Below are 21,457 nucleotides of genomic sequence, written 5' to 3' on the forward strand. Positions count from 1 at the left end.
ATGAACAGGAATTTATTGAAACAGATATGGAACGAGCGCCGCAGCAATGCGTTTCTGTGGATGGAACTTTTTGTGGTGTTTGTCATATTATGGTATATTGTGGATGTGGTATATGTCACATTGAGCATCTATAATTTGCCGATGGGCTTTGATATAGAAAATACGTATGTTCTTCGTTTTGAGCGGATGACTTCGAAGGCGGCTGCTTATCAGCCTGGCCGTACTATGAAAGAAGATGTTGCCGATTTGCATGAAATTGTAAACAGGCTTGCGCATCGTCCGGATGTGGAAGCAGTCAGCCTCTCGCAAAACTGTATACCTTATAATGACGGTGCAAACAGTTTTTCATTTTATCTGGATACAGTCCCGGTACGTAGTTTGAAACGATGGATAACTCCGGAGTATTTTAATGTATTCCGTTATCGCAATATAGACGGTTCGGATAGTGAAAGCCTTGCTGAGGCACTGACACCGTCCGGCATGGTCTTATCTGTGAATATTGCCGATGTTTATCAGGATGCACCTTGGCATGGTAAGGAACTTTTAGGGCGTAGGGTGCCTGTTTGGCGGAATGAGCCGGAGGCGGAGCACCTTTCTATAGCTGCTCTTACCGAGCCGGTCCGTTATGATCATTTTACAGCTCCGGATGATTACGGCTCCCGTTATGCTGCTGTGTACCTGACAGATGAGGTAATGGAATCCTTGGGCGAAACGGTTTATATAGAAGTTTGCCTACGTGTTCGTGAGGGACAGAATGATGGATTCATAGACCGTTTGATAGTGGATGCCGACCGTCAATATCAGGTGGGCAATCTATATCTTTTGGATATAACTCCTTTGAGTGATGTACGCACTGCTTATGAAACGGATTCGGTGAATGAGTTGAATACGCAATTTTGTATCATATTTTTCTTATTGCTGAATATCTTTCTAGGCATTATCGGAACTTTCTGGTTCCGGACACAGCATCGGCGTGTCGAAATTGCGTTGCGTATAGCTTTAGGTTCTACCCGTTGGGGAATCTGCGGTCGTCTGATGGGGGAAGGAGTCTTTTTATTGTTGGTATCTGCTATTCCTGCATTGGTCGTAGCGTGGAATTTGGGATATGCCGAACTGGTGGAAGTTACACGTATGCCTTTTACGGAAGGTCGTTTTGCGATTACAATTCTGGGCACTTTCATTCTGATTGCTGGAATGATTGTCATTGGAATAGGATACCCTGCCCGTCGTGCCATGAGTATCGAACCGGCTGAGGCATTACATGAAGAATAAATAAAATGAAGAGATAAAACGAATGAAACAGCTATTATTACAAGCATTTAATCTGATACGGCAGAATCCTTTTTATGCTACAATCAGTATTATAGGAACAGCTGTCACTATCGCTTTTGTTATGGTGGTAGTGATGATTTATGACTTCCGTACAATGGATATGGCTCCGGAAAGTGATCGGAGCGATATGATGTATACAGGTTCGGGAATGACCTATCGTAAGCAGGATCATACCAACCAGAACAGCGGTATGGGACGCAAGGCTTTTGAAGCATTGTTTTCAGAGCTCCCTGGTGTAAAAGAGGTTACTTGGTATCGTGGCGTTTCCAAGACCCCTTGTAACTTGTCCGCTTCGAATGAGATATTCAACTATTTTGTGCGGCCTGTGGCTGATAACTGGTTTAAGTTCTTTGATTATGAATTTATAGCGGGACGTCCTTTCACACAAGAGGAGTATGATGCCCGTCGGTGTGTCAGTGTGGTAACCGAGCGTATGGCCTTGCAGCTTTTCGGCACGACGGATGTGGTAGGAAAAGAATATCAAAGTAATTTTTTTCCGACTAAAGTGGTAGGCGTGGTGAAAGATGTCAATGCTATTTTCCAGACAGCATACGCTGATGCTTTTGTTCCTTTCTCATTGGAAAATGAAGACTATTATGCTACTTGGACAGGGGGCTTGGGAGGAATCCGTCTGGGATTGCTCAAACTGCTGCCGGACACTCGTCCTGCAGAGGTACGGACTGAAGTACAGCATCGGCAGGATCGTTTGAATAGTTCAACGGCAGAATATGCTTTCGAGATGAACGAACTCTATACTCATACGGAATATACCTTTTTTCGTGGAAAAGATATTAGTGCACCGTTGGTTTACAGTATGTTATTGATGGTCTTGCTGATTGTTCCTGCTATTAATATCTCAGGTATGACCACTGCCCGAATGCAGGAGCGTGTGACAGAGATTGCAGTTCGCAAGGCGTATGGTGCATCACGTATTTCCATTATGGTGAGGTTGTTTTTAGAGAATCTGTTTACGGTCTTTTTGGGTGGAATTTTAGGATATCTGTTTTCGTGTGTGTTGGTTTGGCTGGGACGTGTATGGTTGTTTGGTAGCGGCGAGGTAGAATTATCAGATATCAGTCTGGATGGAGGTTTGTTGTTGCATCCTGCTTTATTTGTGTTGGTTTTCGGCGTATGTGTTGTTTTTAATTTATTGTCGGTATTGATTCCGGTATGGATGGTCACACATCGTAATATTGCGACTACCATCAAAGGAGAATAGGAGGAAAGAAAAATGATAAAGAGTTTATTCAGACAAATGTGGAACCAGAGGCACGCCAATGTATGGGTGTGGGTTGAATTGATTGTTGTTCTTATCTTGCTATGGTACAGCATCGATCTGGTTTATAATTATGAGGCTGCTGCCCGTCAGACTAAAGGATATGACACGGAGAATGTTTTTGATATTCAATTGAATATTAAGCCGGCTTTGCAAAATGATTCTGTATTAATGAGTCATTCTGCTGAATATTTGGAACAAATCTATCATTTAATCCAACAATATCAAGGGGTGGAGGAAGCTTGTTTTTATTATGGGACAATACCTTATACGGGAAATAATATGTATGAGGGATATGCTCCGCATTCGGATTCGACCCATGTGGTAGGCTGTTTCATCCGTTATGTCAGCCCTACTTATTTCAAGGTATTTCGTTTGCAGCCATTATCAGGCTCATTTGAGGCGGAGCGTTGGGACAAGAATGAATACCCCATGCCGGTGTTGATGAGTGAAACGTTAAGTGATTCCTTGTTTAGCGGACGCAATGGAGTAGGGGAGACTTGTTTCAATCCTTATTTTCTGAATAGTGTGCAACCGGAAACTAATTATAAGGTAATGGCGGTACTTCCTGCTCATAAGACCGATGAGTACGAGCGTTACGAACCTTTTATTTATCTTCCCAGTCCGCCGCTGACTCATTGGCATCACATTGCGGTGCGTGTGGCTTCCAATTCCATACCGGGATTTACCGAACATTTTATGCAGGATATGCAAGGGAAATTATCTATCGGCCCTTATTACTTATACGATATAAATTCGTATGGCGATATGAAGGAAGCTTTCGATATAGAGCAAGGAACGGTGAATTATCTGAATACTACCTATGCCGTTATCCTTTTCTTTGTTTTCAATATATTTTTAGGGATGCTGGGTACTTTCTGGTTTCGGACTCGTAAAAACCGAAGTGAGATAGCTTTGCGTATGGCACTAGGTTGCAGTAGGATGAATGTATTTGGTTATTATGTACTTGAGGGCATCCTTCTCTTGGTTTCGGCTGCCATTCCCGCTGTTTTTGTTTGTGCGAATATGCAGATGGCGGATCTTACTGTGCATACATTAATGGAACCTGCTTGGGGACGTTTTTTGCTTTGTTTTGTGTCGGCCATGCTGTTGTTGGGGATAATAATTTTGCTCGGCATTTATTTCCCCGCCCGGAAAGCGATGGGGATTGAGCCGGCAGACGCGTTGCATAATGAATAATGTTATTTCATTGTCACATGATCAGCAGTGTTCGTATATGAATGGAGTGTCCGATTTCGGACACTCCATTTTTGTCGTAAGGTGTTATAAAACAGTGAAATAGTTTTTTGGCATACCATTTGCCTTACCTTTGATAAAAAGAATAATAACGCAATGAAAAAACAAGTAATATCTCTATTTTTAGCCTTTGGCATATCGTTGGTTGCCGGAGCGCAGCCACAAGAAAAGCGACGTGCCATCACTTTGGAGGAAGCCATTACTATTGCCCGTGTGCAAAGTGTAGATGCGGCCGTAGCTTTAAACGAGCTGAAAACCGCTTATTGGGAATATCGTACTTTCCGTGCGGATTTGCTTCCGGAAATGAATTTTGAAGCCACTATTCCCAGCTATAATAAGAAGTATAATTCTTATCAGCAGGATAACGGTGCTTATACATTTGTACGTAATAATTATATGGAAATGAATGGTGAAGTTTCTATCGATCAGAATATTTGGTTGACCGGTGGTAAACTCTCATTGAATACCTCTCTTGATTTCTTGAAACAACTGGATGGAGATAAATCAAAACGATATATGTCTGTTCCTGTGGCATTGACTTTGGAACAACCTATTTTCGGAGTGAATACAATTAAATGGAACCGCCGCATCGAACCGGTGAGATACGCTGAAGCTAAAGCCGCATTTCTTACTGCAACCGAAGAGGTAACCATGACTACTATCAACTATTTTTTCAATTTGTTGTTGGCTAAGGAAAATGTAGGCATCGCCCGACAGAATCTGAAGAATGCAGATAAACTGTATGAAGTGGCTAAGGCAAAGCGTAGTATGGGGCAGATCAGTGAAAATGATTTGTTGCAATTGGAACTGAATGTATTGAATGCCCGTTCTACGTTGACTGAAAATGAAAGCAACTTGAAAAGTAATATGTTCAAACTCCGTTCATTTCTAGCATTAGGAGAAGATGAGGAATTGGAACCGGTTGTTCCCGAGACGATTCCGACTGTATTGCTGAACTATCCGGATGTTTTGGACAAAGCACTTGCCAATAATTCATTTGCGCACAATATTCGTCGCCGCCAGTTGGAAGCAGATTTTGAAGTGGCTAAGGCGAAAGGTAATTTACGTGAAATCAAGCTCTATGCACAGGTAGGTTTTACAGGAACAGACAATGAATTTAATAGTGCATACCGCCGTTTGAAAGATAACCAGATTGTAGAAGTTGGTTTTAAAATTCCTATTCTTGACTGGGGAAAACGTCGTGGTCAGGTAAAGATTGCTCAAAGTAACCGCGATGTGACTGAAAGCAAGCTACGTCAGGAGACCATGAATTTCAATCAGAATCTGTTTATCCTTGTAGAACAGTTCAATAACCAGCAGGCCCAGTTGCAGATAGCAGACGATGCGGACAAGATTGCCCAGAAACGTTACAGCACCAATGTGGAAACCTTCATGGTCGGTAAAATCTCGACATTGGATTTGAATGATTCCCAGTCAAAGAAAGATGAGGCTCGTCAGAAGCATATCAATGAGTTGTTCTATTATTGGTACTATTATTACCAGTTGCGCAGCTTGACATTGTGGGATTTCAATACCAATACTAATATTGATGCCGATTTCGAGAAGATTATCAAACAATAGGATTTTCACTATTCAATTCTGTTTGAATATAAAATGGGGTTGTCTTTGTACTTATTAAAATAATAATTTCTACATTTGCAGCATTATGATATTAATTATAGACGATGACAGTGCCATTCGTTCTTCTCTGAGCTTTATGCTGAAAAGGGCGAAATATGATGTGCAGGCCGTACCGGGTCCCAAAGAGGCTATTGAAATAGTCCGTTCGGTTGCGCCCCAGTTAATCTTGATGGATATGAACTTCACCCTGTCCACCAGTGGTGAAGAAGGATTGACTCTTTTGAAACAGGTCAAAGTGTTCCGGCCCGATGTTCCCGTTATATTGATGACAGCATGGGGAAGTATCCAGCTTGCCGTGCAAGGGATGCAGGCAGGTGCATTTGACTTTATTACCAAGCCTTGGAACAACGTGGCGTTGATGCAACGGATAGAAACGGCTTTGGAACTGACTTCACAAGATAAGAAAGCAGAGGTTCCGGTGGAAGATAATGACGGCTTCGACCGTAGCCATATCATTGGAAAGAGTAAAGCACTGATGGATGTGCTGGCCACGATCAAGCGGATAGCGCGTACCAACGCATCGGTCTTGATTACCGGTGAAAGTGGTACAGGCAAGGAGTTGATAGCCGAAGCGGTACATTTGAACAGTCCCCGTAGCAAGAAACCTTTTGTGAAAGTGAACTTGGGAGGAATTTCTCATACTTTGTTCGAGAGTGAAATGTTCGGTCATAAGAAAGGTGCGTTTACGGATGCCACAGCCGACAGGGTAGGACGTTTTGAACTGGCTGATAAAGGTACGATTTTCTTGGATGAGATTGGCGATTTGGATTTAAGCTGTCAGGTGAAACTGCTTCGCGTGTTACAAGAACAGACTTTTGAAGTCTTGGGCGACAGCCGTCCCCGTAAAGTCGATATCCGTGTGGTCAGTGCGACGAATGCCGATTTACGACAGATGGTGCAGGAACACACCTTCCGCGAGGATTTGTTCTATCGTATTAATTTAATTACGGTGCATCTTCCGGCATTACGCGAACGCCGTGAGGATATTCCGTTATTGGTCCGTCATTTTGCCGACAAACAATGTGAATCGAACGGTCTTTCCAAAGTGGAATTTACTTCTGAAGCGATGGATTATTTAAGCCGTTTGCCTTATCCGGGTAATATCCGTGAATTAAAGAATTTGGTGGAACGTACCTTGCTGGTCAGTGGAAAGGAAATATTGACTGCGGATGATTTTAAATCACAATACCAGCATCCTATAGAACAGAAGGTGACAACGAATCTGCAAGGCATGACCTTGGAGGAGATAGAAAAGCAGACTATTCTACAAACGCTTGAGAAGTATAACAATAATATGTCACAGGTTGCCGTAGCCTTAGGAATCAGTCGGGCTGCTCTTTATCGCCGTTTGGAGAAATACAATATACAAGTGAATGATTAGCAAAAACGGAACCGGATAAAATATGAAACTGAAATTCTTGTTCTTCTTTTTAGCATTACTGTTGACAGCAGTATGGACTATCCTGCTCGTTCTTACATTGAAGGAACGCGGTGCGTTGTTTTATATAGGAGAGGGAGTTATTACATTCAGTCTTGTGTTTCTGGTTTATTTCTATCGCAAAGTCGTGAAACCGCTTGATATCATCGGCAACGGTATGGAGCTTCTTCGTGAGCAGGATTTCAGCAGTAGACTGACTCCTGTCGGACAAAAGGAAGCCGACCGCATTGTGTTGGTTTTCAACCGCATGATGGAGCAGTTGAAAGACGAGCGCCTTCGGTTGCGTGAGCAGAATCATTTTCTTGACCTGCTGGTCAGCGCTTCTCCCATGGGAGTTGTCATACTGACTTTGGACGGACATATTTCCATGCTAAATGCTGCAGCTCTTCGTTTTTTGGATTATTCTTCGGCAGAGGAAGTCAGAGGCCGATTGCTGTGCGAGTTGGCTTCCCCTTTGGCCGAAGAAATAGAACGTATTCCCAAAGATACTACTGAAACAATTCGTCTGAGCGACTCCATGATTTACCGCTGTTCCCGGCTTTCTTTTGTTGACAGAGGATTCTCTCATCCGTTTATTCTGGTGGAAAGTCTGACTTCCGAGGTGGTGAAAGCAGAGAAAAAGGCATACGAAAAAGTGATCCGTATGATAGCACATGAGGTGAATAATACGACTGCGGGCATTACCTCTACTCTTGATACGGTGGATGGCGCTTTGGAATGTATGGAGGATACGGAAGACTTGCGCGAAGTGATGAAAGTCTGCATAGAGCGTTGCTACAGCATGAGCCGTTTTATCACAAATTTTGCCAATGTGGTGAAGATTCCCGAGCCTCAATTACAATCAGTGGACTTGAATGACCGCGTAGCCGCTTGCAAGACATTTATGGAAACGGTTTGCCGTAACCGTAAGATTACGCTGCATCTTGATTTATGTAAAGAGAATCCTGAAGTGATGATGGATACTTCTCTGTTTGAGCAAGTACTAGTCAACATTATCAAGAATGCGGCTGAAAGTATCGGGGAAACAGGAGATATCTTTATCCGTACTTCCGTATCACCTACGATGTTGGAAATTGCTGATACCGGTGCCGGTATCAGTAAAGAGGTGGAAACCAAACTGTTCAGTCCTTTCTTCTCCACCAAGCCTAACGGACAGGGTATCGGTCTTATTTTTATTCGTGAAGTTTTGATAAAACATGGGTGTACTTTCTCTCTTCGTACCTATCCGGATAAACTGACCCGTTTCCGTATCCGTTTCTGATGATTTTCTACCACTTTACCACGCTGATGCTTCCGCAAGGAAGTGAAAAGGGAGGGAGGGTTTATAGTAAATGTCTTTCGGGTGTTTCTTTGTGTGCTGTTGGTTCTTTCGAAATCTCAGTTCAAAATGAAAACTCTTTTTATTATGCTAAGTCGTCCGCGATGAAAAATGTTTAATCAGGATTGAATGAAATCGGTTTGTTTAGTTTATCTTCACAATATTATGTGCTAAATAATTAAATTATGAAATACCCTATCGGCATACAGACTTTTAGTCAAATCCGTGAAAACGGATATGTTTATGTGGATAAGACCGACCTTATCTACCAGTCGGTGAGTAGAGGAAGTATTTATTTTTTCAGCCGTCCGCGCCGTTTCGGCAAAAGTATTATGAAGGGCGGAAAGAGGTGAGGTAATATCCGGACAAGCCTGAAAATATCCTGTAGTTTGGAATAAGTAAGTAACGTTATAAAATAGCTTGATACATTATTTTATTCATCGTTATCAGCCCAAATCCACAAAAAAGTTGGGAGCGTTTATGCCCTCATGCTCTCACTGTATATGTAACATGTTGATCATGAATAATTTGTGTAGTTGTGGTAAAAATAGTTGCTCTTCCTTATGCCCTCACTAATCTCTCATGCCCTCACTACGTTTTGAAGCATATTTCTGTATAACATGCTTGTTGTCAGCTATATATTCTTTTTTTGTAGGATATTCCGGCTTGATATAAAGTAGGGCGTTTTCTGGCTTTTTATCGTAAAAAGTGTGTGTAAAGGGTTTGTACTTCTATGGAGTGTGATCGCAAAGTTCCCGGTATTTCCGGCAGCGGTAAAAAGATCAAGACGTTTTTAAAAAAGCTCTTGATCTTTTTTTGAAAGTTCTTGATCTTTTTAAAAAACGTCCTTATCTTTTGAGATGAAATTCCGGATCTTACGCGAAAACCTCCACCACAGAGTTTTGCAAAACTGCTGCCACTGCTATCACTCTTTCCACTGAAAGCACCATGAGCAGGACGTTTCATAGGGTGGTGGCAGCACTTTTTTTATATGGTAAAAAGGGCTGCTGCCACCACTTTTACCTCTTTTCTACCCCAAAAAGTCCGTAGGAGGGGGAAGAAACAGGAGGCGGAGGATGATCAAACGCTGGGAAAAGGCGGGAATACAGGCACACAGCACCCGGAAACCGGACCGGCAGAATATCGTCCACCAACGAACAAGATACTGACTACATCCTGATGGGAATCTGATTGCGGATCGCCAGAACTATGGTTGCGTCCCGACAAAGCCATAGTTACAATCTGGTGAAACCTTAGTTCCAGCCTGATGGAACTGAAGTTTCAACCCTACGGAACCGGTTGGAACTGAACCTTATGGCTGAATATGACGCCCGTACAATTAATATAGGTGCTGAATACAGCTTTTGGAAAGATTATATCAATGCGGTGATAGAGTTCAACCGCTGCCGTTACTTTTCCGGCGGAGTGGTTTTTAAAGTCCACCTGAAATAATAAAAGGAGTGGCTGTCAGTCTTTGATTTTCTTTTTATACACTTCCCCTCTGCTCATTACTTCCTTAACGAAATTGTAAGTCTCTACCCCTCGGAAGTATCCATTCTTACAAACCGGATCATTGAAATATTCTTCATTACTTTTAAGCAGGATATAGTCATCTACGCTATTATCCCATACATATTTATTCTTGCCATATTTTTCAGCCAGTGCCATGGCATCCAGTACGTGTCCTATTCCGGCGTTATAAGCCGCCAAGACAAATTTCATCCGTTCGTTTTCATTTTTTATTGCGTTGAAAGAACGGGAAGTGGCAGCGATATATTTCACAGCGGCCTTTATACTCTCTTCCGGATTCTGTTCTTTACCGGGAGGAACTCCCATAGCACGCGCCGTCCGGGGCATGAGCTGCATTAATCCTTTCGCGCCTGCCCATGATACGGCTGTCGTATCAAAATTAGATTCTGTATAGGCTAGGGAAGCTAAAATACGCCAGTCCCAATCTATTTCTTTGGCATATTTCTTGAATAGAGTGTCGAAGTGTGAAATCTTTCCGTCTTTGACGGACAAGATGGAACCGTGAGGTGTCCGTTTGCTTATTTCAAAATAACGCTTGCTACTGGCCTGATAGGCAGGAGAAGTTATATTTTCCTGATGCCATTTAGTAGCAGCTTCACCTAGTAGCGGTGAGGTCTTACGTACGGCCCATGAGGCACGTTGGTCAAAACTGACAGCCAGGTCAATATTCAGATTGGGGTAATAAGTCTTGTTTAATTTGGCAAGGTCGTTATCACAGATGGCATAATCTATCTCACCATTGGAAACCTGCATGATTAAATCCTCGGTGGTGATGCTGTCATTATTGACTTCGTGTATCAATATACCGCCACCCAGTTCTTTATCCAGATTGATGAGACGTTCCAGATACTTTCCTGGTTTTACATAGACCTCTTTCCCTATTAATTCTGTCACATTATTCAGTGCTTTCTTCTTTTTTTGAGTATTGCGTTGTACCAATACCTGATGGGTGATAATATCTTCCCCGCAAAATTCTACACTATCTTTAAACTCTTTGGTGACAGGTAGATTATAGGCTATCAGGTCTCCTTCTCCTTGTAATAGTTTATGGACCAGATCACGGGCATTCTGTGCTACTTTTATTTTCAGCTTTACGCCCAATGAGCGGGTAAACTGATCGGCCAGCTCATACTGGAATCCCATAGGCTCGCCCCGATAGTCGAAATAAGAGGTAGAACTGTTCAAGGTCAGGGCTACTAATTCTCCGCTGTCTTTTATTTGCGGCAAATCATAATTTGTCACTTCGGCAGATTGTTGCCGGTTGCGGCACGCTGTCATGCATATACAGGCAAGGACTAATAGCCAGACATTTTTCATCTTCCTAAAATCTTTTCAATATATAGTTTAAGGATTTCAATGGCCTTTTGGTTGTTGCCTCCATTGGGGATAATAATGTCGGCATATTGTTTGGTAGGCTCTATGAATTCGTCATGCATCGGTTTCAGAATGTTCCGGTATTTGTCTATCAGCATTTCCAAGGGATGGCCGCGTTCCACCATGTCGCGGGTAATCACACGCAGCAAACGTTCATCGGGTTCGGCATCCACGAAAATTTTTAAATCCATCAGATCGCGTAACTCTTTATCATAGAGGCTCATGATACCTTCTACGATGATGACTTCCTTAGGCTCTACATGGACGGTTTCGGGCAGGCGTGTACATATTATATAAGAATAGGTAGGTTGTTCAATGGGATGTCCTTTACGTAATTCGGCTATCTGTTGTTCAAAGAGCGGCCAGTCAAAAGCGTCGGGATGGTCGAAATTGGTTTGTTTACGTATTTCCAAGGGAATGGATGACTGATCATTATAATATGAATCTTGTGGAATGACTGCAACGGAACCTAGGGGCAGGCTCTCTATGATTTTTCTAACTACAGTGGTCTTTCCTGAACCGGTTCCGCCGGCTATGCCAATAATTATCATAATAATAGAATGTATTTTAAAACAAAACTGTTACTTTTGCATCAGGCTAAATACTTTAAGCCCTGTGTCAATTACAAAAGTAGGATAATTAATTAAAATATCAAGTATGGTTAAGCACATTGTTTTATTTAAATTGAAAGAAACTCTTTCACAAGAAGAAAAATTGAAAGTGATGAATGATTTTAAAGCGGCTATTGAAGCTTTGCCGGTCAAGATAGGTTTTATCCGTCATATATTTGTGGGGCTGAATACCAATTCTGCTGAAAAATGGGATATTTGTTTGGATAGTGAATTCGATACGCTGGCAGATGTCAATGCCTATGCCGTTCATCCGGATCATGTAGCTGCTGCTGGCCTCTTAAAAGAGGTTAAGGCTGATCGTGCTTGTGTGGATTATGAATTATAAAAGATAGCTTATGAAAAAGATAATCAATCCCTGGAAGGGGATGAAAGGATATAATTGCTTTGGCTGTGCTCCTAATAATGACGCCGGAGTGAAGATGGAATTTTATGAAGACGGGAATGAGGTAATCAGTATCTGGAAACCTCAGCCACAGTTTCAGGGGTGGATTGATACGTTGCATGGAGGTATTCAGGCGGTGCTGTTGGATGAGATTTGTGCATGGGTAGTTTTGCGTAAACTACAGACTACCGGTGTTACGTCCAAAATGGAAACTCGTTATATGAAGCCTGTTAATACTAACGATTCGTATATTGTATTGAAAGCCTCCATAAAGGAGAGGAAGCGCAATATCGTATTTGTAGAAGCGGCTATTTATAATAATAAAGAGGAACTTTGCACCAAGGCTCTATGCACTTATTTCACTTTTCCGCAAGAGAAGGCGAAGGAAGAAATGCATTTTTTGAGCTGCGAGGTGGAGCAAGATGAGATAATACCTTTAATTTGAAAGAAAAAATAAAGTTTTTGCGATAATTATTTGCTGATATCAAATATAAACTTTATTTTTGTCGCAAATAAAAAGAAAAGACTATGGTTAGAACAGCTACACATCATCATCATTTTCCTAACGAATAACTCGGTGGGCTAAGATGATATTGTAGTATGATGATATAGGGCTTGCCGAAAACGGTAAGCCCTTTTTATTGCCGGTTAATAATTAAAAAACAGATAGAATCATGCTTAGAATTGCAGTACAGTCAAAAGGCCGTTTGTTTGAAGAGACAATGGCATTATTACAAGAGGCGGATATTAAAATCTCCGCTTCTAAAAGAATTCTTTTAGTACAGTCATCTAATTTTCCTATCGAAGTTCTTTTTCTTCGCGATGATGATATTCCTCAGTCGGTGGCTGGTGGAGTGGCTGATTTAGGGATTGTAGGCGAGAATGAGTTTGTAGAGAGAAAAGAAGACGCTAAGGTGATTAAACGTTTGGGATTCAGCAAGTGCCGTTTGTCATTGGCTATACCTAAAGATGTGGACTATCCGGGGTTGTCTTGGTTTGAAGGACGCAAGATTGCGACTTCTTATCCCGGCATTTTGAAAGATTTCATGGAACGGAATGGTATTCATTCTGATATTCATGTCATTACCGGTTCGGTAGAGATTGCTCCGGGAATCAGTTTGGCAGATGCTATTTTTGATATTGTAAGTTCGGGATCGACTTTGGTAAGCAATAGCTTGAAGGAAGTGGAAGTGGTTATGAAAAGTGAGGCATTGCTGATAGGCAATAAGAATATGTCTGAGGAGAAGAAAGAGATTTTGAATGAACTCTTGTTCCGTATTGAAGCGGTGAAAGCTGCCGAAGACAAGAAATATGTCTTGATGAATGCTCCGACAGAGCGTTTGGAAGAAATTATCGAAGTGCTGCCGGGTATGAAGAGTCCTACTGTGATGCCATTGGCACAAGAAGGATGGAGTTCGGTACATACAGTGCTTGACGAGAAACGTTTTTGGGAGATCATCGGAAAACTGAAGGCATTGGGCGCGGAAGGTATTTTGGTATTGCCCATTGAGAAAATGATATTATAGCCGGTCCATACGTCAGGCGAGATTTGTAAACTTATAAAAGAATACATGTATGAAGAAAATAATATATCCTGAAAAGAAAGACTGGGTGGAAATTCTCCGTCGTCCGGCATTAAATACAGACACGCTGCGCGATACGGTTAAAGAAGTACTGGATAAAGTGAAGACGGAAGGAGATAAAGCGGTGAGGGAATATGAAGAACGTTTTGATAAGGTGAAACTGGACTTACTGGGGGTTACTGAAACGGAAATTGCTGAAGCGGAAAAGGAGGTACCTATTGAATTGAAGGCAGCTATTATGCTGGCACAGAAAAATATTCATACTTTTCATAATTCTCAGCGATTTGAAGGGAAAAAGGTGCAGACTGTATCTGGTGTAACTTGTTGGCAGAAGGCTGTTGCTATTGAAAAGGTGGGCTTGTATATTCCCGGAGGCACGGCGCCTTTATTTTCTACCGTATTGATGTTGGCTACTCCGGCACAGATTGCAGGTTGCAAGGAAATCGTACTTTGTACTCCTCCTGATAAAGAAGGAAAGGTTCATCCTGCTATCTTGTATGCGGCAAAATTGGCCGGAGTAAATAAAATATTCAAAGCAGGAGGGGTGCAGGCCATCGCTGCTATGGCATACGGAACGGAAAGTGTGCCTAAGGTTTATAAAATTTTCGGTCCGGGTAACCAATATGTAACGGCTGCCAAGCAGCAGGTTTCTTTGCGGGATGTTGCGATAGATATGCCTGCCGGCCCTTCTGAAGTCGAAGTGCTGGCCGACGAGACGGCTAATCCTGTATTTGTGGCAGCCGATTTGCTTTCACAGGCGGAACATGGAGTTGATAGTCAGGCCATGCTGATAACTACTTCTGAGAAATTAATGAAGGAGGTGGAGTATGAGGTACAACGCCAGTTGGCTTTGCTTACCAGATGGAAAATAGCCGAAAAGTCGTTGGCAAACAGCAAATTGATTTTGGTGAGGGATATGGATGAGGCAATTGCTCTGACGAATGAATATGCTCCCGAGCATTTGATTATCGAGACCAAGGATTATATGGAACTGGCAGAGCGTATTGTCAATGCCGGATCTGTATTTCTAGGTTCACTTACTCCGGAGAGTGCCGGTGATTATGCATCCGGAACCAATCATACTTTACCTACCAATGGTTACGCCAAAGCGTATAGTGGGGTGAGCCTGGATAGTTTTATCCGTAAAATCACTTTTCAGGAGATTAATGGTGAGGGTATTCAGAATATCGGTCCTGCTATTGAGGTGATGGCGGCTAATGAACAACTGGGTGCGCATAAGAATGCAGTAACCGTAAGATTAAAAACAGTATAAAGATGAAAGATTTGAAAGAATTGACGCGCCCGAATATTTGGGCTTTGAAACCCTATTCATCGGCACGTGACGAATATAATGGAGCGGAGGCATCTGTTTTTCTGGATGCCAATGAGAATCCGTACAATACACCTAATAACCGTTATCCTGATCCTATGCAGCGGGAACTGAAGAATATGATAGCTCCTATTAAAAAGGTAGACCCCGATACGATCTTTCTGGGAAACGGCAGTGATGAGGCTATTGACTTGGTATATCGCGCGTTCTGTATTCCGGGGGTGGATAATGTAGCGGCTATTGACCCTACTTATGGTATGTATCAGGTGTGTGCCGATGTCAACGATGTAGAATATCGCAAGGTGTTGTTGGATGAAAACTATCAGTTCAGTGCCGACAAACTATTGGCGGCAACAGACGATCACACCAAACTGGTTTTTCTTTGCTCGCCCAATAATCCAACCGGTAATAACCTGGATCGTAGGGAAATGGAAAAATTGCTGGATACTTTTCAGGGATTGGTGATTATAGACGAGGCCTATTCCGATTTTTCTGATGCGCCGTCTTTCCTTGCCGATTTAGATAAATATCCTAATTTGATTGTCTTCCAGACTTTTTCTAAGGCATGGGGATGTGCTGCCATTCGTTTGGGCATGGCCTTTGCGTCTAAAGAAATCATCTCTATTTTCAGTAAGATTAAATATCCGTATAATGTGAATCTGCTGACACAGAAAGAGGCTGTTATGATGTTGCATCGGCATTATGAGGTAGAACGTTGGGTAAAGTCGTTATTGGAAGAACGGACGCGTTTGGTCAATGAATTTGTAGAACTGCCTTGTTGTGAGAAAATCTATCCTACGGATGCTAATTTTTTTCTAGCTAAAGTGACAGATGCCAAGAAAATATATAATTATTTGGTAGGTAAAGGTATCATAGTGCGTAACCGTACCAATATTTCTTTATGTCGTGATTGTTTGCGTGTGACTATTGGTACACGTCCGGAGAATGATATGTTGTTGGAAGCATTGAAGAATTATGAATGTTGAAATATGAAGAAAGCGTTGTTTATAGATCGTGACGGTACGTTGGTTATCGAGCCACCGGTTGATTACCAATTGGATTCTTTCCATAAATTGGAGTTTTATCCTAAGGTATTTCGTAATTTGGGATTTATCCGCAGTAAGTTCGACTTTGAATTTGTGATGGTTACCAATCAAGATGGCCTCGGTACTTCTTCTTTTCCTGAGGATACCTTTTGGCCGGTGCACAACCTAGTGTTGAAGACATTGGAGGGGGAAGGTATCACTTTTGATGATATCTTGATAGACCGCAGTTTTCCGGAAGACCATGTGCCTACCCGCAAGCCTGGAACAGGAATGATGGGAAAATATCTTACCGGTGATTATGATTTGGCTAACAGTTTTGTTATTGGTGACCGTGTTACAGATGTGGAACTGGCTAAAAATATGGGATGTAAGGCTATCTTGCTGCAAGATAATATGGATATTCTGAAAGAAAAAGAACTGGAATCCTATTGTGTACTGGTTACTACAGATTGGGATAAGGTCGCTGAATTTCTTTTTGCCGGAGAACGTATAGCGGAGGTCCGTCGTACTACGAAGGAAACGGATATTTATATCAGCTTAAATTTAGATGGCAGCGGAAAGTGTGATATTTCTACAGGTATTGGTTTTTTTGATCACATGTTGGAACAGATTGGAAAACATGGTGGTATTGATCTTACCATTAAAGTAAAAGGTGATTTGGAAGTGGACGAACATCATACTATTGAAGATACTGCCATTGTTTTGGGTGAATGTATTTATCGGGCATTGGGTAGCAAGCGTGGCATTGAGCGTTACGGATATTGCTTGCCCATGGATGATTGTCTTTGTCGGGTAGCTTTGGATTTTGGCGGTAGAGCATGGTTAGTATGGGATGCTGAGTTTCATCGAGAGAAAATAGGGGAGATGCCTACCGAGATGTTTCCTCATTTTTTTAAATCATTGAGTGATGCAGCTCGTATGAATTTAAATATCAAAGCCGAGGGGCAGAATGAGCATCATAAAATAGAAGGTATTTTCAAAGCTTTGGCTCGTGCCATAAAGATGGCTGTGCGAAGAGATATTTACTATTTTGAAGTACCCTCAAGCAAGGGATGTATTTAAGTTAGCTTCAAAGACAAAGTAACTTAACTTATTTGCCCAACTAAGTTAAGTTACTTTGTCTTTGAAGCTAACTTACTTTTTTATATGGTTTATAGCTCTTCGCATTCTTTCAGCCATGAAGCTGCACTTGCATCGCTTGGCATACGCCAGTCACCTCGGGGACTGAGTGATACGGATCCCACTTTGGGACCATCGGGCAGGCAGGAACGTTTGAATTGTTGTTGAAAGAAACGGCGGCAGAATATAGTAAGCCATTTTTTGATTGTTGCCTCATCGTATGTATCACGAAAAGCGATACTTGCCAGGAAGAATATCTTGGCGGGACGAAAACCGAAACGTAGGAATTGATAAAGGAAGAAGTCATGCAGTTCGTATGGCCCTACCAAATCTTCTGTCTTTTGTTTGATATTGCCGTTTTCATCAGCAGGAATCAGTTCGGGGCTGATAGGAGTGTCTACAATATCGAGCAGAGTAATACGTGATTCATTATCCATGTCATTCAAAGCCACCCAATTTACCAGGTATTTGACCAATGTTTTGGGAATACTTCCATTGACTCCATACATAGACATGTGGTCGCCATTGTAGGTGGCCCAGCCTAGGGCAAGTTCTGAAAGGTCTCCTGTACCAATGACAAGACCGCTCAGTTGGTTGGCAACATCCATCAGAATTTGAGTCCGTTCGCGTGCCTGACTGTTTTCGTAAGTCACATCGTGTATGGTCATATCGTGGTCTATGTCATTAAAATGCTGGATGCAGGATTCCTTAATGCTGATTTCTTTAATAGTAACGCCTAATGAAGCCATCAGATGGAGAGCATTATTATAAGTGCGGTCGGTAGTGCCAAAACCAGGCATGGTGATGCCGATGATGCCTTTTCGTGGCAAATTCAATTTGTCGAAAGTTTTGGCACAGACCAAAAGTGCCAAGGTGGAATCCAAACCACCGGAAATACCGACTACTACAGTCTTGCAGTGAGTGTGTACCAAACGTTTGGCAAGCCCTGCTATTTGGATGGCAAAAATTTCTTCACAACGCTCATCCAATTCTTTGCCCTGAGGAACAAAAGGATGGGCTTCTATACTGCGTGTAAGACTAAGATCGCGTGTGTTAACAAATTCTGTACTGATGTGGATGGCGGGACGTCCCGGGCAGTTGCCGATATTGGCGGCAAAAGTGGTATTGGTCAACCGTTCGCCACGAAGACGCTCTACGTCTATTTCACTGATGACTAACTGTTCTTTGAATGAGAAACGTTCAGATTCGGTAAGTAATGTGCCGTTTTCATATATCAGTCCGTTGCCTGCAAAAACAACGTCTGTAGTCGATTCGCCGAAACCGGATGAACTGAATACATATCCTGCCAGGCAGCGTGCTGATTGTTGACTGACTAATGAACGGACATAATTATGCTTGCCTATCCCTTCATTATCGGCAGACATATTGAAAATGATTTCCGCTCCTTTCAATGCTAATGCGGAACTGGGGGGAATGGGGGCCCACATATCTTCGCAGATTTCAATGCCAAAGCAAGTTTCCGGAGTGTCGAAAAGCAGGTTGGCGCTGACCGGTACATTTTGTCCGCAGAGACGTACATTACCATCTGGGTGGTTTAGAGCAGAGGTAAACCAGCGTTGTTCATAGAACTCTTTATAATTAGGTAAATATGTTTTGGGAACAATACCCAGTATTTTTCCTTTTTGGAAAACAACAGCACTATTCAGCAGCGTGGAATTCATAACCACAGGCATCCCTACAATGGAGACGATATCCATTTGTCGGGTATTATTCATAATCTGCATTAAAGCCATTTCTGCTTCTTCCAACAGTAAAGACTGACCGAACAAGTCGGCGCAAGTATACCCTGTAATACTTAGTTCGGGAAAAATGATAATTTGTACTCCTTTCCCGTCTGCTATGGCAATTTGAGTTTCAATCTGTTGTGCATTAAATTTGCAGTCAGCCACTTTCACTATCGGAATGGCAGCCGCCACTCTTACAAAACCGTATTTCATATTATACCTAATTATTATATATACTTGCAAAATTAATCATTCTTTCCCGATTTATACCCCTAAATAAAAAAAATAAAAAAAAGTACGTGATTTATTTGTTTGTTGCGAATAACTATCTATCTTTGCACATGAAATAAAATTGTAATAGTTACAAAAAGGGAATATATGAAGAGTTACGATTATCTTATCAGTTATAACATTAAGCCGTCCGTACAGCGCATAGCTATTATGGATTATTTGTTGGCCCATAAAACTCATCCTTCTATCGATGAGATTTATTTGGCGCTATGCAAGGACATTCCAACCTTGTCCAAGACTACAGTGTATAATACACTGAAACTCTTTGTCGAGCATGGAGCAGCTTTAATGCTTACAATTGATGAAAAGAATGCGTGTTTTGACGGTGATACTTCCCTGCATGCTCATTTCCTTTGTAAGAAATGTGGTAAAATATTTGATTTGCCCTACAGTAATGAAGTGAAGCAAGTAGAGCAAATTGATATGAATGGATTCAAGGTGGATGAAATTCACCAATATTATAAAGGTATATGCCCCGTTTGTTCTAAAGAAGACAAAGAAAGAAGTTAGAAAGATAGAGAGTAGATGACTAACTAATAAATAAAATATTGACTAACTAATAAAAAAAGAAATTATGAAAAAGTTTATTTGTACAGTTTGTGGTTATATTCATGAAGGTGATGCAGCTCCTGAAAAATGTCCGTTGTGTAAAGCGCCTGCTTCTAAGTTTAACGAAATGGTAGAAACAGAAGGTGGCTTGGAATTTGCAGACCAACACGTTATCGGCGTAGCAAAAGGTTGTGATGAAGAAATGATTAAGGATTTGAACAACCACTTCATGGGTGAATGTACGGAAGTTGGTATGTATTTGGCAATGAGCCGTCAGGCAGACCGCGAAGGTTATCCTGAAGTTGCTGAAGCTTTCAAACGTTATGCTTGGGAAGAAGCAGAACATGCTGCTAAGTTTGCTGAGTTGCTGGGTGACTGTGTATGGGATACAAAGACTAACTTGGAAAAGAGAATGAATGCTGAGTCAGGTGCTTGTGCTGACAAGAAACGTATTGCTACTCGTGCAAAAGCTTTGAACTTGGATGCTATTCACGATACAGTTCACGAAATGGCTAAAGACGAAGCTCGTCACGGTAAAGGTTTTGAAGGTTTGTACAACAGATATTTCAAGAAATAATATACGATTTTTTATAGTATAAATGGAGAGAGGGGGAGTAATTATTATTGTCCCCTCTCTTTTTATTGGCTATATTTAGATTAGAGATGTATAGGCCTTGTTTTTCATTCTTTCAGTAATACTTCTTCAATAGCTTTCCTGAAAGTAGTTTTATTGGCCGCTCCTATAATGATTTGCGGCTGTCCCGTTTTGGGGATAAAGATGATGGTGGGCAGTGACTGTATCCCCATGGCAGCAGATAATTCTTTTTGTTTGTCTGTATCTACTTTGTAAACTACGATTTGATCTTTGTATTCTTTGGCCAGACTTTTTAGCAGAGGGGCAACCATACGGCAAGGACCGCACCATGTGGCGTAGAAATCAATAACTGCCGGTTTCTCTCCTTTGTATTTCCAGTCAGTGGAACCGGAGGTGTAGTCAAATATATTATCCAAGAACATTTGTTTGTCCATATGTATGACTTTTCCTTCATTTTTATCTGACTTATCTCGGAAAGGAGTCTGGGCACTGAGATATCCTGTTAATCCGGTAGTTAATAAAAGACACGTGATTGTTTTTTTCATATTTTATTCATATTGGGCTAGAATTATGCTTAAATTATTGGCACGCATTACACCGCTTTGTCGCCACAATTGCTTACCGTCTTTAAAAATCATTAGTGTGGGAACTGACTGAATCTGATAGTATGCAGCAATTTCTTTATGTTTGTCTACATCTACTTTGACAATTCTTACTTTTTCCCCTTTTATTCCTTTTAATTCTTCTAAAATAGGTTTCATGGCTTTGCAAGGTCCGCACCATTCAGCAAAAAAATCAACTAATACAGGGATGTTTGAGGTGATTAAATCTTCAAATCTTTCCATAATGTTCTCCTTTCGTTATTTTTATTATAATAAAAACGTTTATAGTGTGTTTTTTGTTTAAAAGTAAGTGGGTGTGTCCAAATTAGTTTTTGGAAATATGAACTTATAATCTGAAATTTGAGCATCCTAAAAGACTAAAGAAAGGGTCGTATCATTACTCCATACAGAGCTTGA

At 41.6% G+C, this 21,457-nt stretch carries 21 protein-coding genes and 1 pseudogene; 17 read left to right on the forward strand and 5 right to left on the reverse strand.

The features are described from left to right. From AB5935_RS16695 to AB5935_RS16735, 9 genes and pseudogenes are all read left to right on the forward strand, one after another. Entirely contained in the window at positions 1 to 1,272 is a 1,272-nt protein-coding gene (locus tag AB5935_RS16695; protein WP_007837266.1) for an ABC transporter permease, read from the forward strand. 22 nt (positions 1,273 to 1,294) lie between these two features. Then, entirely contained in the window at positions 1,295 to 2,551 is a 1,257-nt protein-coding gene (locus tag AB5935_RS16700; protein WP_038608964.1) for an ABC transporter permease, read from the forward strand. A 12-nt stretch (positions 2,552 to 2,563) separates the two neighbouring features. Continuing rightward, on the forward strand, positions 2,564 to 3,808 hold the full coding sequence (locus AB5935_RS16705; protein WP_008673667.1) for an ABC transporter permease: 1,245 nt from the start codon (positions 2,564 to 2,566) through the stop codon (positions 3,806 to 3,808). Positions 3,809 to 3,961: 153 nt separating this feature from the next. After that, positions 3,962 to 5,446 (forward strand): TolC family protein, encoded by a 1,485-nt coding sequence (locus AB5935_RS16710; protein WP_007837277.1) that lies wholly within the window; start codon positions 3,962 to 3,964, stop codon positions 5,444 to 5,446. A gap of 85 nt (positions 5,447 to 5,531) precedes the next feature. Then, on the forward strand, positions 5,532 to 6,887 hold the full coding sequence (locus tag AB5935_RS16715) for a sigma-54-dependent transcriptional regulator (RefSeq protein ID WP_007842465.1): 1,356 nt from the start codon (positions 5,532 to 5,534) through the stop codon (positions 6,885 to 6,887). Between the two features lie 22 nt (positions 6,888 to 6,909). Further along, the gene (locus AB5935_RS16720; protein WP_007837280.1) at positions 6,910 to 8,205 is read left to right on the forward strand and encodes a sensor histidine kinase; all 1,296 of its coding nucleotides are present in this window, start codon (positions 6,910 to 6,912) and stop codon (positions 8,203 to 8,205) included. Between the two features lie 242 nt (positions 8,206 to 8,447). After that, positions 8,448 to 8,597 (forward strand): annotated as a pseudogene (locus AB5935_RS16725) (AAA family ATPase); the annotation flags it as partial. Between the two features lie 656 nt (positions 8,598 to 9,253). Then, positions 9,254 to 9,442, forward strand: coding sequence for a hypothetical protein (locus tag AB5935_RS16730; protein ID WP_008673663.1), 189 nt, complete (start codon positions 9,254 to 9,256; stop codon positions 9,440 to 9,442). 134 nt (positions 9,443 to 9,576) lie between these two features. Continuing rightward, the gene (locus AB5935_RS16735) at positions 9,577 to 9,714 is read left to right on the forward strand and encodes a hypothetical protein (RefSeq protein WP_007837293.1); all 138 of its coding nucleotides are present in this window, start codon (positions 9,577 to 9,579) and stop codon (positions 9,712 to 9,714) included. 15 nt (positions 9,715 to 9,729) lie between these two features. Here the strand turns inward: AB5935_RS16735 and AB5935_RS16740 are convergent, their stop codons facing one another. Both AB5935_RS16740 and udk read right to left on the reverse strand, forming a co-directional pair. Beyond that, positions 9,730 to 11,109: a transglycosylase SLT domain-containing protein gene (locus tag AB5935_RS16740; RefSeq protein WP_007837294.1), complete on the reverse strand. Its 1,380-nt coding sequence runs from the start codon at positions 11,107 to 11,109 to the stop codon at positions 9,730 to 9,732. Further along, entirely contained in the window at positions 11,106 to 11,717 is a 612-nt protein-coding gene (gene udk / locus AB5935_RS16745; RefSeq protein WP_007837295.1) for a uridine kinase, read from the reverse strand. Before udk ends, AB5935_RS16740 begins: the two co-directional genes overlap by 4 nt. 106 nt (positions 11,718 to 11,823) lie before the next feature. On the opposite strand from udk, the gene AB5935_RS16750 reads away from it, so the two are divergent. The 6 genes from AB5935_RS16750 (at position 11,824) to hisB (ending at position 17,201) form a co-directional block, all read left to right on the forward strand. Further along, positions 11,824 to 12,123: a Dabb family protein gene (locus AB5935_RS16750; protein WP_007837297.1), complete on the forward strand. Its 300-nt coding sequence runs from the start codon at positions 11,824 to 11,826 to the stop codon at positions 12,121 to 12,123. Positions 12,124 to 12,133: 10 nt separating this feature from the next. After that, a complete protein-coding gene (locus AB5935_RS16755; protein WP_007837299.1) occupies positions 12,134 to 12,625 on the forward strand; it encodes a PaaI family thioesterase in 492 nt (163 codons plus the stop codon). 229 nt (positions 12,626 to 12,854) lie between these two features. Beyond that, positions 12,855 to 13,706 (forward strand): ATP phosphoribosyltransferase, encoded by an 852-nt coding sequence (hisG, locus tag AB5935_RS16760; protein ID WP_038608969.1) that lies wholly within the window; start codon positions 12,855 to 12,857, stop codon positions 13,704 to 13,706. Positions 13,707 to 13,755: 49 nt separating this feature from the next. Next, entirely contained in the window at positions 13,756 to 15,036 is a 1,281-nt protein-coding gene (gene hisD / locus AB5935_RS16765; protein WP_007837303.1) for a histidinol dehydrogenase, read from the forward strand. Between the two features lie 2 nt (positions 15,037 to 15,038). Further along, complete coding sequence (hisC, locus tag AB5935_RS16770; protein WP_007837304.1) at positions 15,039 to 16,079, forward strand: histidinol-phosphate transaminase; 1,041 nt, start codon at positions 15,039 to 15,041, stop codon at positions 16,077 to 16,079. A gap of 3 nt (positions 16,080 to 16,082) precedes the next feature. Next, positions 16,083 to 17,201, forward strand: coding sequence for a bifunctional histidinol-phosphatase/imidazoleglycerol-phosphate dehydratase HisB (hisB, locus tag AB5935_RS16775; protein ID WP_368327497.1), 1,119 nt, complete (start codon positions 16,083 to 16,085; stop codon positions 17,199 to 17,201). 89 nt (positions 17,202 to 17,290) lie between these two features. Here the strand turns inward: hisB and AB5935_RS16780 are convergent, their stop codons facing one another. Then, a complete protein-coding gene (locus AB5935_RS16780; RefSeq protein ID WP_007837308.1) occupies positions 17,291 to 19,216 on the reverse strand; it encodes an NAD(+) synthase in 1,926 nt (641 codons plus the stop codon). A gap of 165 nt (positions 19,217 to 19,381) precedes the next feature. Between AB5935_RS16780 and AB5935_RS16785 the strand changes: the two genes are divergently transcribed. Then, on the forward strand, positions 19,382 to 19,804 hold the full coding sequence (locus tag AB5935_RS16785; RefSeq protein ID WP_007837310.1) for a Fur family transcriptional regulator: 423 nt from the start codon (positions 19,382 to 19,384) through the stop codon (positions 19,802 to 19,804). Positions 19,805 to 19,868: 64 nt separating this feature from the next. After that, on the forward strand, positions 19,869 to 20,420 hold the full coding sequence (locus AB5935_RS16790) for an NADH peroxidase (RefSeq protein WP_005846285.1): 552 nt from the start codon (positions 19,869 to 19,871) through the stop codon (positions 20,418 to 20,420). A gap of 104 nt (positions 20,421 to 20,524) precedes the next feature. Here the strand turns inward: AB5935_RS16790 and trxA (AB5935_RS16795) are convergent, their stop codons facing one another. Both trxA (AB5935_RS16795) and trxA (AB5935_RS16800) read right to left on the reverse strand, forming a co-directional pair. Beyond that, on the reverse strand, positions 20,525 to 20,983 hold the full coding sequence (gene trxA / locus AB5935_RS16795; RefSeq protein ID WP_007837314.1) for a thioredoxin: 459 nt from the start codon (positions 20,981 to 20,983) through the stop codon (positions 20,525 to 20,527). 3 nt (positions 20,984 to 20,986) lie between these two features. Then, positions 20,987 to 21,283: a thioredoxin gene (trxA, locus tag AB5935_RS16800; protein WP_038608973.1), complete on the reverse strand. Its 297-nt coding sequence runs from the start codon at positions 21,281 to 21,283 to the stop codon at positions 20,987 to 20,989. Positions 21,284 to 21,457: the final 174 nt, after the last annotated feature.

Origin of the sequence: Phocaeicola sp. RTP21198st1_B8_RTP21198_201120 (genome assembly GCF_040929485.1) — a bacterium.
Taxonomy (GTDB): domain Bacteria; phylum Bacteroidota; class Bacteroidia; order Bacteroidales; family Bacteroidaceae; genus Phocaeicola; species Phocaeicola dorei.